We start from the raw sequence: 13,393 nt of genomic DNA, 5'->3' as shown, positions 1-13,393 counted from the left end.
CGGCGCCTCTCGCTGACTTGTCAACGGTATCGCTGCTGACGTTCGGAATGGAAGGTCATATCGGCGCGGTGTCACGGTGTCGCTGCCGAAGTGGGGTGCGGATGAGAGGGGGCCTGGCCCAGAACGTGTGAGGCACTGCGGTACGTCTATGTCAGTGGCACCAACAATTGTGCCGGTGGGCCGTGCATGGCTCAGCTCAGGTGCGGCGTGGTTTCTTGGGTTTGCCCTGGACCGTGGTGATGGCCAGGAATGCCGAGCGCACTCGATCAGCGATTTCCTCGGGGGAGTCAGCCGAGAGTTTGCCGTCGAGGTGCAGGAAGGCGAGGCCGTGGGCCAGGCTCCAGCCGGCGCAGGCAAGCGCGGTGGTGTCCGACTCGGGCGCGACGTTGGCGAGGGCCTGCCCGAGGAGTTCGTGCAGCGCGTCGGCGGCCTGCACTCGCTCGTCGTCGGAATCGTCGCACGGATTTCCGAACATCAGCCGGAACAGCGCCGGCCGACGCATGGCGAAGTCGACGTAGGTGACGCCGAATTCCGCGAGATCGCTGAGCGAGGTGGGCAGGTCGCGACCGTCGGTCAGGTCGTGCTTCAAGTCACTGAAGCCCTGGACCGCCAGGGCGGCCTCCAGGGCGTCGCGGTCCGGAAAGTGGCGGTAGGGGGCGGTGGGGGAGACGCCGGCGTTGCGGGCGATGGCGCGCAGCGAGAAGGTCTCGCCGTTCTCGAGCATGCGCATGGCCGTGGTCAGCAGCGCCGCGCGCAGGTCACCGTGGTGGTAGCTGCCCTTCTCCGATGTTGACACTGCTTACTTTCCTCTCTAGGCTCGCGTGAACACTGTAAACATACCGCATTATCCGGAGGAATGATGTCGTCCACCCTCTTCACGTCCATGACGCTGCCGGGTGGGGCGGTCATCCCGAACCGGTTGGCCAAGGCCTCGATGGAGGAGAACATGGCCGTCGCGGGGCAACTGCCCGGCGAGGAGCTCATCCGGCTCTACCAGCGGTGGAGTCAGTGCGGTGCGGGGCTGCTGATCACCGGCAACGTGATGGTCCACGCCCAGGCGCTGACCGGGCCGGGCGGTGTCGTCCTCGATGAGTCCTCGCCGTTGGAGCCGTTCGAGCGTTGGGCCGGGGCTGCCCGGAGTGGCGGTGCGAAGGTGTGGATGCAGATCAACCATCCCGGGCGCCAGGTCATGGCGAACATGCCTGGTGTTGCGTGGGGTCCGTCGGCGATCCGGGTGGACATCGGCAGGAACAGCAAGCGGCTGGCGCAGCCGGCGGCGATGTCGTCGGTGCAGATCGAGGAGACGGTCGCGCGGTTCGCCACGACCGCGCGGCGGGCCGAAGCCGCCGGTTTCGACGGGGTGGAGGTCCATGCGGCGCATGGCTACTTGTTGTCGCAGTTCCTCTCGCCGCTGTCTAATCAGCGCACCGATGAGTGGGGCGGCAGCCTGGAGAATCGCGCCCGGTTCCTGCTCGAGTGCGTCCGCGCGATCAACGCAGAGGTGTCCGAAGGGTTCGCGGTCGCGGTCAAGCTCAACTCGGCCGACTTCCAGCGGGGCGGTTTCGATGCCGACGACGCGAAGAAGGTCATCGAGCTGCTCGCCCCGCTCGGCGTCGACCTGGTCGAGCTGTCCGGAGGCAGCTACGAGAGCCCGGCCATGACCGGGCAGGCCGCTGACGAGCGCACCCGCGCGCGGGAGGCCTACTTCCTCACACTCGCGGAGGAGCTCGCGCAGAGCAGTCCGCTGCCGCTGATGCTCACCGGCGGCGTCGTCCGGCAGTCCGTCGCCGAGGAGGTCCTCGCCGGCGGTATCGACCTGGTCGGGATGGGCACCGCGCTGGCCGTCGACCCGGACCTGGCGAACACGTGGCGCACCGATGGCGAAGCCAGCGTCGAGCTCCCGCCGGTCCGGTTGAAGAACAAGGCCGTCGCCTCGGCTGCCAGCCTGGCGCGGGTGCGCTACCAGCTCCGCCGACTCGGGCAAGGCCGCACCACCCGGCCGGGTATCAACCCGATCCTCGCCTATCTTCGCGAGGCACCGCTCCGGCGTGCCGCCCTGCGCCGCTACCGCACCTGGCTGCAGACCCGACTCACCTGATCCGCCGCCCCGACCACAGGAGAAGATCATGTCCGACGAAACAGCCGACCGCTCCTTCGATCTCGTTCTCTTCGGCGCCACCGGATTCGCCGGCGGTCTCACCGTCGACTACCTGGCGCGTCACCTCCCACCCGGGGCGCGTTGGGCGCTGGCCGGTCGCAACGCGGCCAAGCTCCGAGCAGCGCGGGACCGGCTTGCCGAAGCGCATCCCGCCGGCGCGCACGCCGAGATCCTCGTGGCCGACGCGACGGACGGGGACACGCTCCGCGAAGTCGCTGCGTCAACCCGCGTGGTGGTGACGACGGTCGGGCCCTACCTGGAGCACGGCGAATCACTCGTGGCCGCGTGCGCAGCCGCCGGCACCGACTACCTCGACCTCACCGGAGAACCCGAGTTCGTCGACCGGATGTACCTGGCCCACCACCCCACGGCCGCGCGCACCGGTGCCCGCATCGTCCACGCCTGCGGCTTCGACTCCGTCCCCCACGACCTGGGCGCCCTGTTCACCCGCAAGCAACTGCCCGACGACGTCCCGGTGACCATCCGCGGCGTGGTCCGCAGCAACGCCATGATCTCCGGCGGCACCTTCCACTCCGCACTCGAACAGTTCGCGCGGGCCAGGCAGATGCGCCAGGCGATGAAGCAGCGCAACAACATCGAGCCGCGACCCGAAGGCCGCCGCGCACGGGCGAAGTCGGGCAAGCCCCACCGCGACCGGAACCTCGGTCTCTGGCTGCTGCCCCTGCCGACCATCGACCCGTTCATCGTCCAGCGATCCGCCGCGGCGCGCGCCGACTACGGCCCGGACTTCACCTACACCCACTACGCGGGCGTCAAGAACCCGGCCACAATAATCGGGGCTTTGGTGGGGGCCACCGTGCTGATCGCAGCAGCACAGGTGGCGCCGCTGCGTCGACTCATCGCCTCCCGCCTGCCGCGAGGAGAGGGTCCGTCGCAGCAGCGACGTGCACGCTCGTGGTTCACCGTCGACTTCATCGGAGAGGTCGGTGGTCGCACGGTGCGCACCCAGGTTCGCGGCGGCGACCCCGGCTACACCGAGACCGCGAAAATGCTCGCCGAAGCAGCCATGAGCCTGGCCTACGACACCAACCCGCGCACCGCCGGTCAGGTCACCACCGCCACCGCCATGGGCGAAAACCTCACCCAACGACTCATCAACGCCGGAATCTCGTTCGCCGTCCTCGATCCGGCCACGACACCAGAGCCGAAGTAAGAGACCCACGTCGGGTTCCACCGGAACGTCCCAGCACCGAATCACCTCGACATCGACAAGAGCGTCGTGGGCAACCGCACGGCACGCGGGGACTGCCAGCACTCCCGAAACCGCCGTACCGCCGAGCACGTGCCCGGCGGTACGGCGTGATCCTCCGGTGCTCCTTCGAAACCTCGGTTCAGCGGAGGCGGGCGCATTGGAGGTTGCAAAGGCACGTGACCGCTCGGCGAGCCAGCTCAACTTGAGGCAGTCTCGGTGTTTTCGCGTCAGCTCCGACTCACGCTCCCGTACCGTCTGGGCTGTTGGTGCGGGCCTGCGGACCACAACCAAGGATCGGCCTCCGCAGAACGCAGGTGGAGGACTCGGACTTCTCATCGCCGCACATCTCGGCGTGAGCGAGGCGGGAGTGGTCATCGATCACGGTATGCGCAAGGGCTCGTTAGCCCTGCTCGGCGCGCTCGTCGTCAGCCTCCGCGCGGATGATCCCGAGTCCGGCTCGATAGGTGGTCACGTTGAAGTCCGGGAAGGCCGCCTTGAACTTCGTGGAGTCGAAGCGGCTGTCTTGCTCGTAGCGCGGCAGCAGCTCCTTGATCTCCCGAACCTGTTCGGAGAAGAGTCCGGCAGCGCTCAGCGCCCACCTTGGAATAACGCTGTACCCGTCGTCGCGGTCGAAGACCTCTGCCACCATATCGACGAACTCCCGGTAGGTCGGTCGGTTGTCGTCGACGGGGAGGTGCCAGGTCTGCCCGTACGCGTTCGGCGCGTTGCCCAATGCCGCCAGTGCGCGGCTCGCGTCAGGTGTCCAGATGAGCGTGCGCAGTCGGTCGTCGCGAACCGGGACACGGGGTTTCTTGCCGTTCTTGATGTTCTCGATGATGAGGGTGTTGGTGAAGCTCTGCGTGCGCCCGGGACCGTAGAACTCTGGGGCGCGGCCGATGAGCACCTGGATGTCGCCCCGTGTCATCTCGTCGAGGACCATCGAGACCATCGTCGCGCGGACCCTGCCCTTGCGTCCGACCGGAGCGAAGGGGGTCTCCTCGGTCTGGACGCGATCGTCTTGCGGGTACATGTACGTGTTGTCGAAGTAAGCGAACTTCGCGCCTACGGCCCGGCTCGCGTCCAGGGCGTTTCGGAGCATCGCGGGGAACTGCTCCTCCCAGAGCTTGGTTTTCGGGGGTAGTCCGGCTGTGAAGTAGACGATCTCGCTGCCCTCGACTGCGGTCCTCGTCTGAAGTGTTCCCGCTTGAGCGGACACTTGATTATGCCGCAGTCAGCGTGAGCTTGGCAAATTCGTCTTCCTGTTCCTCGGGTGTGCGGTAGTTATTGGTGGAATGCGGCCGGTGGCGGTTGTAGTAGCCCTCGATGAACTGGAACACCGCGACGCGCAGGTCGCTGACGCTGGCCCAGTGATGCCCGTGGATGAGTTCCTTTTTCAGGGGCGCGAAAAAGGACTCGGCGACGCTGTTGTCGAAACAGACACCGGTGGCTCCTACGGACGGGCGGATACCGTTGGAACGACAGAAGCCCCGAAAGAAGCGGCTCGTGTATTGGCACCCGCGGTCCGAGTGAAAAATAGTGTCATCGGGGTTGCGTCGTGCTATCGCGTCGCCGAGTGCGTCGGTGACCAGTTCGGCCCGCAGATGGGTGTCCAGACGCCAACCGACAATTTTGCGAGAGTAGCAGTCCAGCACCGTAGCCAGATACGCCCACCCCTGGTCGGTATTCAGGTACGTGATGTCACCCATCCATTTTTCATCGGGGGCGGTGGCGGTGAAGTCGCGCTGGACAAGATCGGTCAACGCGGACTGCTCTTCCTGCTGCGAGGACCGTACCCGGCGACGGCGTGAGTGCCGACACTGCAGGCCAGCGGCCTGCATCAGCCTGTGCACCCGCTTGTGCGAGACCGTCTCGCCCAGCCTGGCAAGCTGGTCACGCACGCGTCGGATACCCAGTCGATGCCGATGGCGTTGCATGATGGAGCAGATCTTTTCCGTCAAGGTGTCATCGCGACGCTGCTGGGCCGTGGGCTCTTTATCGAGCCATTCGTAATAGCCTTGACGACGCACATTCAGCATGGCGCACATGAACGTCACCGTGTACTGCGGCGGATCTTTCTCGCGTTCGGCAGCGATGAATGCGTACTTCACTTCGGGTGACTCGCGAAGTACTCCGCCGCACGCCGTAAAAAATCGCGCTCCATGCGCACCGTGTGGTAGTCGTTGCGGAGTTGCTCCAATTCGGCGCGTTCCGATGTCGTCAACGGTTTGTCGTCGTCGGCCGCACTCTGACGGGCCTTGTTGGTCCAGTTCGCCAACGTTCCCTCGTTGATTCCGAGATCGCGTGCTACTTCCGCAATCGGCTTGCCCGATTCACGGACCAACGCTACCGCATGGTTGCGATACTCGGCGGTGTACCTCCGGCGTGACGCCGCCATCATCCACCTCTTTACAGACAGTCGATCACTACTCTCGGCTGTCCGCCAAAGCGGGAACGGTCCAGTCTGCTCAGCGTCGAGTAGGTCGGCGGGGACCAGGTTGTCCGTGACGTTGACTTTGCGCGGACTGCGACTCACGAGCCTCAGGTCCTTCGCGTGCTGGCGGTTCAGCTCCCGAGTCAACTCGACCGCGATTTGGCCGTTCGCTCCCAGAATGGTCTGCATGGTCCCTCGTCTTCCGAGCGTTCCTGTCAGTCACGAGCATGGTGGACAGGGCTTCCTTCAGCAGAAGATGTTTACAGTAATTACATCACGGTAGTAGGGGAAGTGAGCGGTGTCAACATTGACGAGGGAAACTGACGCGGGGACAAGAGGCCTGCTTCAGCACGCGGGCGACCCGTCCCCTTGGCATCGCCGCCGTCGAGTTCCACTGGCGCACCGGGTGCTCGGCGTGCTGAATAATGTCTGTGCTGGTCAGGTGGTGTTTGTCTAGCGTGCGAAGCCGTGTTGCGGTACTGCTTCGCACGCCGGGCTCACACGTACTTGGCACTGGATTCGGGGCATGACTTCGACAGCAAGATCGTGGTGAAGGTGAACGCGCCTGCGCTGCTGCGCACGGAGTTGGCGCGTCCTTGCTGGGTCGGTGAGCCGATCGCGAGAGGTGCCAACACCGATCCCTATCCGCGTGCGGAGGGGCGCTAGTGGCCTTCCGGTGTCGCCGGAGATGAGGTGGGCTGATCTTCCGGGTAGTCCACTACGGACCCGGCCCCACCCTTGAACGCGCGGCGGAGCAATGCGTGGCGACCGCACGCGCGGCGCAGGGACTTGCCGCCGAACAGGGCTATGGTCCCACGGTGGCGTGAATTTCCCCTCATGCCAGGGAAGGCGGTCGAGGGGTGGGGCGTTGCGACCTTCGCGAATCGCGTTTCCCCGTGGCGCTCGCTGAGCTCGATGCGCACCGTGTTAGCAGCTCGGGATGAGTCCCGGCCGGTCCACATCTGTGGGGCGGCGGGTCTCGAGTATTGGTCCTGGTGCACACCATGGTCGCGGTCGACTACCTCGAAGAAGCTGCACACGCCTTTGCTCGCTGCGGCGAGACCGTTTTCGGCGGCCTGGGCGGGAGTGCGACGGTGGTCGTCACCTGCATCGGTCGGACGAAGGGACGACCCGGCAGGTTGTTTCCCTGCTGGCGCCAGTCGCGGGTGTGGATCAGGCGGCGATGGCCTCGTGCGATGCGCTGACGAGGCTTGCGTTGGTGCCGGGCAGGGGAGCGGTGATCGGGTTATCTGTCCGGCGGTTCCCACTCGTCGAAGATCGCGGCTCTGCCGCAGGACCAGTTCATCATTCTTGTCGTTCTGGGCGGCTTCGGATGGGTTGGTCCTCCATGAGGTCGAGGCGGTGCCAGGCTTCCTCGCACTCGGCCAGGGCGGCACGGACCCCCTCGGTATCCGCGGCGGCGATCTCGGCGGCGATGGCGTGGGCGGTGGTCAGTGCCGCTGCCATCGACGGGAAGAGCGAGGCCCCTTCGCTGGGGACGATCACGACGTGGTCGCCGGCCGACGCCAGCGGCGTGGAGCGCTGGTCGGTGATGACGCAGATCGTGACGCCGCGGTCTTTCGCGAGCTGCGTGGCGGCCAGGATCTCGCGCGGGAGACGCCAGACGTTCACGACCAGGAGGCAATCTCCTGGCTGGAGCTTGAGGATCTGATTCACGCGGATCGTTCCACCGGTGCCGTCGCAGGTGATGTCGATTCCCATGAAACTGGCCATGTGGGCGAGAACGATTCCGGGCGCGAGGAAACTGCCGGAAGCGATGATCAAGGTTCGTCCCGATCGGCGAATCGTGTCGGCAACCGTGCGGATGGTGTCGACGTCGACCGTCCGGGCAGCGAGGGCGATGTTGTCGGCGTCTTGCTGGAAGGCCGACTGCACCGGGTCACCCGCGGAATCCGCGTGCTCGGTGAGCACTTCGCTCGCACCGAGGCTCCCGAGGTAGCGGTTGCGGAGCTCGAGCTGGAGATGCGACCAACCGCTGAATCCCAGCCCCTGAGCGGTTCGCGTGACCGTCGAGATGTTCACGCCTGCCCGGTCGGCGAGGTCGCGCGCGGTGGCGTACGACGCGAACCGGGGCTGTGAGTTGAGCACCTGGACCACCCGCGACGCCTGTGCCCCCAGCGGGTTCTGGCGAACGAACTCATCGATCCAGGTCTCAACGGACATCTGTGGTTCTCCCGTGCGGTTCCGAGCGTGAAAGACCCAGCATGACGCAACCGATCTGCGTGCAACAAGTATTGCGTATGCATCATTGTGCACCTTACTGTTGCGTCGATCGTGTGGTGCCCACCACACGTGCTCGACAGCGGGAGTGGTAGATGACCAGGTTGTTGCTCACCGATGCGCATGTCCTCGACCCCGATACGGGGAGGCTTTCCGACCTCTCATGGATCGAGGTGACCGACGGTCGGATCGCGGAGGTCGGCACCGGACGGCCCCCTTCGGCACCGGACGACGTGCCCGTCCTGCCGCTCGCCGGGGCCACGGTCTTGCCCGGGCTGATCGATGCGCACGTGCACGCCATGTTGACCTCGGCCGATGCGCACGCGGTGGCCGGATGGCACGCCTCATACAGGACCGCGCGTGCCACCTCTGCCCTGGCCGCGATGCTCGAGCGCGGGTTCACCACCGTGCGCGACACCGGCGGCGCCGACCACGGTCTGGCGCAGGCGGTGGAGGAGGGGGTGATCACCGGCCCCCGGATCGTGTACGGCGGCAGCGCGATCAGCCAGACCGGTGGGCACGGCGACTTTCGAACCCGCGATGAGGACTCCGTCCCCTGCTGCCAGTCCAAGGTCGGCGGCCGAATCGCCGACGGCGTCAGCGAGGTGCGGCGCGCTGCTCGCGACGAGCTGCGCAAGGGCGCGAGCCACATCAAGATCATGCTCTCGGGCGGGGTGGCCTCTCCCACCGACGAGGTGAGCGCCGTGCAGTACTCCGAGGAGGAGATCCGGGCCTTCGTGGAGGAAGCGACGAACACCAACCGATACGTCACCGGGCACGCCTACCACGCACGGGCGATCGAACGGGGCTTGAGGAACGGCGTGCGGTGTATCGAGCACGGCAACCTGCTGGAGGACTCCAGCATCGAACTGTTCCTGGAGCACGATGCGTGGCTGGTGCCGACCCTGATCACCTACGACCGACTCGCCGCTGACGGACCGAAGTACGGCCTGCCGGCGAACTCCCATCGCAAGGTGTACGAGGTGCTCGATGCCGGGCTCGCTGCGCTGGAGAAGGCACATCGAGCCGGGGTCAACCTGGCCTACGGCACCGATCTGCTCGGCGGGATGGGCGTCTACCAACTCCATGAGTTCCGGGTGCGCGGTCAGGTGCAGCCCGCCGCCGACGTGATCCGCGCGGCGACCGTCAACGCAGCCCGTCTGCTCGGCCTTGAGGGCGACATCGGCGTGGTCGCCCCGGGCGCCCGTGCGGACCTGCTCGTCGTCGACGGTAACCCTCTGGAGGACCTGGAAGTGCTCGTCAACGCGGAGGAACGTCACCGCTGCGTCGTCCAGGGCGGTCGGATCGTCGCGGACCGACGCCACTGATCTCGAACCGGATCCACGCTCAGCGACATCGATTCCTCGGGTCCGTTCGACCCGAGCACTTGGAGGGGCAGTGCAGACCGTTCACCTGGTCGTTCTCGTCGTCTACCTCGCCGTGATGCTCCTGATCGGCGCCTACTTCTCGCGATCGAGCCGGGTCAGCACCGGCGACGACTTCATCTTCGCCGGACGCGCGCTCCCGCGGCCGGTGCTCGTCGGGACGCTGCTGGCCACCTGGGTCGGATCCGGGACGATCGTCGGCGGGGCAAACTTCGCCTACAACTACGGGCCGCTCGCGTCGATGCTGTTCTCGGCCGGTACCCCCGTCGGCATCGTGGTTCTCTACTTCGCCGCCGCGAAGATCCGCGCACTGTCGAAGTACACAGTGCCGGAACTGCTGGAAGCCCGGTACGGGATCGGTGTGCGGATGCTGGGTGCGTTGGTCATTCTGCTCGCCTACGTCGGCATCACGGCCTACCAGTTCATCGGTGGTGGGCACATCATCAGCCTGCTCACGCCACTGTCGCAGGCGCAGGCCACCCTGCTGGTGGCAGGCGTCGTCACCTTCCTCGCCGTTGGTGGTGGACTCCTCAGCGTGGCGTGGACCGACGCGGCTTCGGCGCTTCTGATCGTGGTGTCCTTGCTGGTCAGCGTTCCCATCGTGATCTCCCAGATCGGCTCTCCGGTCGACTACTGGAACCAGCTCTCGGCGCCGTCGCAATCGCTGACCGGCGGTCTTTCCACGATGCAACTGCTCGGGTACTTCCTGCCGCTGCTGCTGCTGATCCTGGCAGACCAGAACCTCTACCAGCGGTTAACCGCGGCCCGCGACCAGGGCACGGCGCGGAGCTCGACGGCAGGCTTCTTCATCGGTGCGTTCGTCGTCATGATCCCTGTCGGGATCCTGGCCTCGGCCGCCTCGATCCTGCTGCCGGACCTGGAATCGGGGGACACCGCGGTTCTGTCCCTCGCCTCCGAGGGTTTCATCCCGACGGTGATCGGCGGGATGGTTCTGGCCGGTGCCCTGGCGTTCATCATCACCACCGGCACGTCCTTCATGCTCTCCGTCGCCGGCAATGTGGTCTACGACTTCTACGTCCGGCACGTATCCCGAGAGGTCTCGGAGAAGGCGCGGCTGAAGCTCCACCGACTGGCCGTTGTCGGCATTGCAGTGCTGGCCTACTTGCTGGGGAAGTTCTTCCCGAGCGTGTTGGAACTGCAGATGCACTCGTACACGATCTACGGTGTTGCCATCACACCGGCGGTCTTGGCCGTGCTCTTCTGGCAGCGGGTGACCAAGGTCGGGGCGTTGGCGAGCATGGTCGTCGGGACGAGCGCAGTGCTGATCTGGGAGTTCGTGCTGGACAAGCCGAACGACTGGAACTCGGTGCTCATCGCGCTCCCGCTGTCGGTGCTCGCGCTCGTGCTCGGGAGCCTCGCGAGCAAGCCGCTCGAGACCGAGCAGCGGCGGATCGACGAAGCGGAGAACACTGAACCGTAGAGCACGACATGCGACTGCGCCTTCGAGAGCGGCATCGTCGATCGGCGCCGCGTTGACCCGGTTGAGGAGGAATGTGGGTTCGTCGAAGAGGCCGAAGGGCAGTGGCGCGGGGGCTGGCCTGTCGTGCGGTGTCATCGGCGGGAGGGCGAACTTCCGGTGCGGTGGTGGCGGTGAGGAAGAGCCGTTGCCGACGGTGATCCGCTCGGTGTTGAACGCCGGTGCGTCGGAAGCGTTCGACCGCGCGCCGGTCAGGTTGAGTTGTCCTGAGATGTACGCGCTGACCAGGTTCAGACGATTGCCGCGGATGCTGCGGAGCTGCAGGTCGTGCTCGCACTGGGTAGTCGGCGGTTTCGAGCGCGGGAACGTGCTGTTCGACAGGTCGAGGTGGGGCAGGTGGGCTCGGGTGAGGATGATCGGTTCGTCGCTCGTGCAATCGCGGAGCGCTAACGGCCTCTCCGCGTGCACGTCACCCCCAAGTCCAGTTCGCCGACGATGTGAGCTTCGCGCAGCCGCACGCCTCGCGGGGCTGATGCGCTGTTGCGGGGTCCGAGGATCGCGGTGTTCGCTGCTTCTGGCACTCGTGTCCGGTGCACGGTTCGGTGCCGAAGAGCAATCGAGGGTGGTGGCGGCGGAAGTTGGAGGGCGTGGTGCGGCGGGATCGGGATACCGACGCGGCGTTGATGGCAGCTGGTTGGTCGGTGGTCAGGGTGTGGGAGCATGAGGACGCCGAGGCCGCGGCGGACCGGTTCGAGCGGATGGCGCGTGAGCGGGAGCGGCCGCGTTGAGGTGGGCGCCGGCCGAGGCCGTCTCCAGCCGGGGCTCCGAAACGACGGGACGCTTTCGATCGGCGTCGAGAGCACATGTTCTGCGTTGTGGCCACGAACGTGTGGTTAGTGCGCAAGTCGCCTCGCGATTTGAACCCCCACAGCGAGAACCGCAGCTCAGCTAGTGGAGGGGAGAACCGCCGATCAGCGCTCAATGAAGAAATCCTAGGTCAAAAGCTTGACCTAGGATTTTCGCTGTGTCGGAGGGGGGACTTGAACCCCCACGCCCTGTCAATAGGGCACTAGCACCTCAAGCTAGCGCGTCTGCCTTTCCGCCACTCCGACGCCTCGGGGCTTTGCCGCCCGCCCCGCTGTGTTGTGCATACAGATTAACCCATGGTCGGCTGGGGCGTGCACACCCCCCTCCCTTCCTCGGCTCGCCAGTCGCAGCGATGCTGTGACCTGCGCAAATGCAGCGCTTCGCTGCGGCCGGGAGGTGCGCTCGGGGGCGGATCCTCAGCTCGGGGCTTGAGGTGGCCCAGTTCCCGCTCCGCCCTCGCGGTGATCGGGCGCCTGAACCTCCGCGGGCCGGCCCGCCACTTCCGGACACGGAGAGTGGTCGGGAGCGCCGGCCGGCGAGGATCCGCTGCACCGAACCCGCAGCCCGGCGTCTCCGCCGCCGTGGCCGGGGGAGGGGTCCTTCGAACTCCCGAATCCGTCCCCGGCGTCGGGGGATGCCGGTACCGTTGATCAACGCGGGCGGCGCACGGGCGGCGGCACCGACCGGCGCGGGGTGGTGCGAGCAGGGCCGGGCGTTGCTCCGCCGGGCTGGGCCGGGCGATCGGGGCCTGCGCAGCTCCTCGGAACCGCCGGCTCGCTGCCGGATCCGGACCCCGGTCCCGACCGGGCGATCAACTGAACCACATGGCTGGAACATCCACGCGCGATCGGGAGGGACGGCAGGCATGACGGCGCAGGAGCAGACCCTCGGCGGTGACACCGCTCTGGTGCTGCCCGAGTTCGACACCCCACCGCAGGACCCGCACCCGCTGATGCGCGACTGGCTGGACTCCGCAGTCACCCACGAGGTGCGCGAGCCGTACGCGGCGGTGCTGGCCACCGCTGACAGCTCGGGCAGGGCGTCGAGCCGCGTGCTGCTGGTGAAGGAGCTCGACGAACGGGGACTGCTCTTCACCGGCTCCCGGGGCAGCCGCAAGGGACGGGACCTGGCCGTGACGCCCTGGGCTTCGCTGACCTTCCACTGGCGTGAGACGCTCCAGCAGCTCACCGCGCAGGGGCCGGTGGAGGCCCTCACCGACGAGGAGTCCGATGAGCTGTTCGCCCGGCGACCGCTCGTCGCCCGGGCGACCACGGCGGCCTCCCGGCAGAGCCGTCCCCTCGACGACGCCACCGCGCTCAAAGCCCGGGCGGAGGGACTCGCCGGCACGGGCGGTCCGATCAGCCGCCCCGAGGAGTGGACCGGTTACCGGCTGCGTTCCGCAGGCCGTCGAGTTCTGGCACGGCAGCCCCGACCGGCTGCACCGGCGGTTGCGCTACGACCGCACCCCCGGCACCGCTGCCTGGACCCACCAGCGGCTCCAGCCGTGACGGTGTTCCGCTTCCTCCGCCGCGGGAGACCCTCCGCACGGGACGTGCGTCGGGACCGGGAAACGATCGCGGAGGAAGTGGGGCGCGTCGGTGGCCGGTGCGGCGGGCCGGGCACCGCGCGGTGCGGCCCTCGTCGCCACGGGCTCAGGGTT

The 13,393-nt window shown here is 66.9% G+C and carries 10 protein-coding genes, 1 tRNA gene and 1 pseudogene; 6 read left to right on the top strand and 6 right to left on the bottom strand.

Annotated features, from left to right (window positions below):
* Positions 1–196 precede the first annotated feature (196 nt).
* Entirely contained in the window at positions 197–796 is a 600-nt protein-coding gene (locus ACVGV0_RS15120) for a TetR/AcrR family transcriptional regulator (RefSeq protein ID WP_459156328.1), read from the bottom strand.
* Between the two features lie 60 nt (positions 797–856).
* On the opposite strand from ACVGV0_RS15120, the gene ACVGV0_RS15115 reads away from it, so the two are divergent.
* Both ACVGV0_RS15115 and ACVGV0_RS15110 read left to right on the top strand, forming a co-directional pair.
* The gene (locus ACVGV0_RS15115; protein ID WP_459156327.1) at positions 857–2,098 is read left to right on the top strand and encodes an NADH:flavin oxidoreductase/NADH oxidase family protein; all 1,242 of its coding nucleotides are present in this window, start codon (positions 857–859) and stop codon (positions 2,096–2,098) included.
* A 28-nt stretch (positions 2,099–2,126) separates the two neighbouring features.
* Entirely contained in the window at positions 2,127–3,332 is a 1,206-nt protein-coding gene (locus ACVGV0_RS15110; protein WP_459156326.1) for a saccharopine dehydrogenase family protein, read from the top strand.
* 439 nt (positions 3,333–3,771) lie between these two features.
* Here ACVGV0_RS15110 and ACVGV0_RS15105 read toward each other — a convergent pair whose 3' ends face one another.
* The 4 genes from ACVGV0_RS15105 to ACVGV0_RS15090 form a co-directional block, all read right to left on the bottom strand.
* Positions 3,772–4,587 carry an NAD-dependent epimerase/dehydratase family protein gene (locus ACVGV0_RS15105; RefSeq protein ID WP_459156325.1) on the bottom strand — a complete coding sequence of 272 codons (816 nt, stop codon included), beginning with the start codon at positions 4,585–4,587 and terminating at the stop codon, positions 3,772–3,774.
* Positions 4,588–4,591: 4 nt separating this feature from the next.
* Positions 4,592–5,479 carry an IS3 family transposase gene (locus ACVGV0_RS15100; RefSeq protein WP_459156324.1) on the bottom strand — a complete coding sequence of 296 codons (888 nt, stop codon included), beginning with the start codon at positions 5,477–5,479 and terminating at the stop codon, positions 4,592–4,594.
* On the bottom strand, positions 5,476–5,991 hold the full coding sequence (locus ACVGV0_RS15095) for a transposase (RefSeq protein ID WP_459156323.1): 516 nt from the start codon (positions 5,989–5,991) through the stop codon (positions 5,476–5,478). The genes ACVGV0_RS15100 and ACVGV0_RS15095 overlap by 4 nt, the downstream gene beginning before the upstream one ends.
* 1,116 nt (positions 5,992–7,107) lie before the next feature.
* Positions 7,108–7,986: a MurR/RpiR family transcriptional regulator gene (locus ACVGV0_RS15090; RefSeq protein WP_459156322.1), complete on the bottom strand. Its 879-nt coding sequence runs from the start codon at positions 7,984–7,986 to the stop codon at positions 7,108–7,110.
* A gap of 152 nt (positions 7,987–8,138) precedes the next feature.
* On the opposite strand from ACVGV0_RS15090, the gene ACVGV0_RS15085 reads away from it, so the two are divergent.
* Positions 8,139–9,371 carry a metal-dependent hydrolase family protein gene (locus ACVGV0_RS15085; RefSeq protein WP_459156321.1) on the top strand — a complete coding sequence of 411 codons (1,233 nt, stop codon included), beginning with the start codon at positions 8,139–8,141 and terminating at the stop codon, positions 9,369–9,371.
* A 70-nt stretch (positions 9,372–9,441) separates the two neighbouring features.
* Complete coding sequence (locus tag ACVGV0_RS15080; RefSeq protein ID WP_459156320.1) at positions 9,442–10,869, top strand: sodium:solute symporter family protein; 1,428 nt, start codon at positions 9,442–9,444, stop codon at positions 10,867–10,869.
* A 1,022-nt stretch (positions 10,870–11,891) separates the two neighbouring features.
* On the opposite strand, the gene ACVGV0_RS15075 is transcribed toward ACVGV0_RS15080, so the two are convergent.
* Positions 11,892–11,978: transfer RNA gene (locus ACVGV0_RS15075), tRNA-Leu, on the bottom strand.
* 125 nt (positions 11,979–12,103) lie between these two features.
* Here ACVGV0_RS15075 and ACVGV0_RS15070 point away from each other — a divergent pair.
* Together ACVGV0_RS15070 and ACVGV0_RS15065 are read left to right on the top strand one after the other, a co-directional pair.
* Positions 12,104–13,069 (top strand): annotated as a pseudogene (locus tag ACVGV0_RS15070) (pyridoxamine 5'-phosphate oxidase family protein); the annotation flags it as partial.
* Positions 12,963–13,241, top strand: a complete 279-nt coding sequence (locus tag ACVGV0_RS15065; protein ID WP_459156319.1) for a pyridoxine 5'-phosphate oxidase C-terminal domain-containing protein — start codon at positions 12,963–12,965, stop codon at positions 13,239–13,241. The pseudogene ACVGV0_RS15070 and the gene ACVGV0_RS15065, both read left to right, overlap by 107 nt.
* Positions 13,242–13,393 lie beyond the last annotated feature (152 nt).

This window comes from Salinifilum ghardaiensis, from assembly GCF_054491345.1.
Note: the sequence above shows the minus strand (reverse complement) of the source record. Positions and strands in the feature narration are given on the sequence as shown.

Coding starts and splice junctions, on each gene's coding strand:
- ACVGV0_RS15115 (WP_459156327.1), top strand. CDS start 857: ATGATGTCGTCCACCCTCTTCACGTCCATGACGCTGCCGGGTGGGGCG.
- ACVGV0_RS15110 (WP_459156326.1), top strand. CDS start 2,127: ATGTCCGACGAAACAGCCGACCGCTCCTTCGATCTCGTTCTCTTCGGC.
- ACVGV0_RS15095 (WP_459156323.1), bottom strand. CDS start 5,991: ATGCAGACCATTCTGGGAGCGAACGGCCAAATCGCGGTCGAGTTGACT.
- ACVGV0_RS15090 (WP_459156322.1), bottom strand. CDS start 7,986: ATGTCCGTTGAGACCTGGATCGATGAGTTCGTTCGCCAGAACCCGCTG.
- ACVGV0_RS15085 (WP_459156321.1), top strand. CDS start 8,139: ATGACCAGGTTGTTGCTCACCGATGCGCATGTCCTCGACCCCGATACG.
- ACVGV0_RS15065 (WP_459156319.1), top strand. CDS start 12,963: ATGAGCTGTTCGCCCGGCGACCGCTCGTCGCCCGGGCGACCACGGCGG.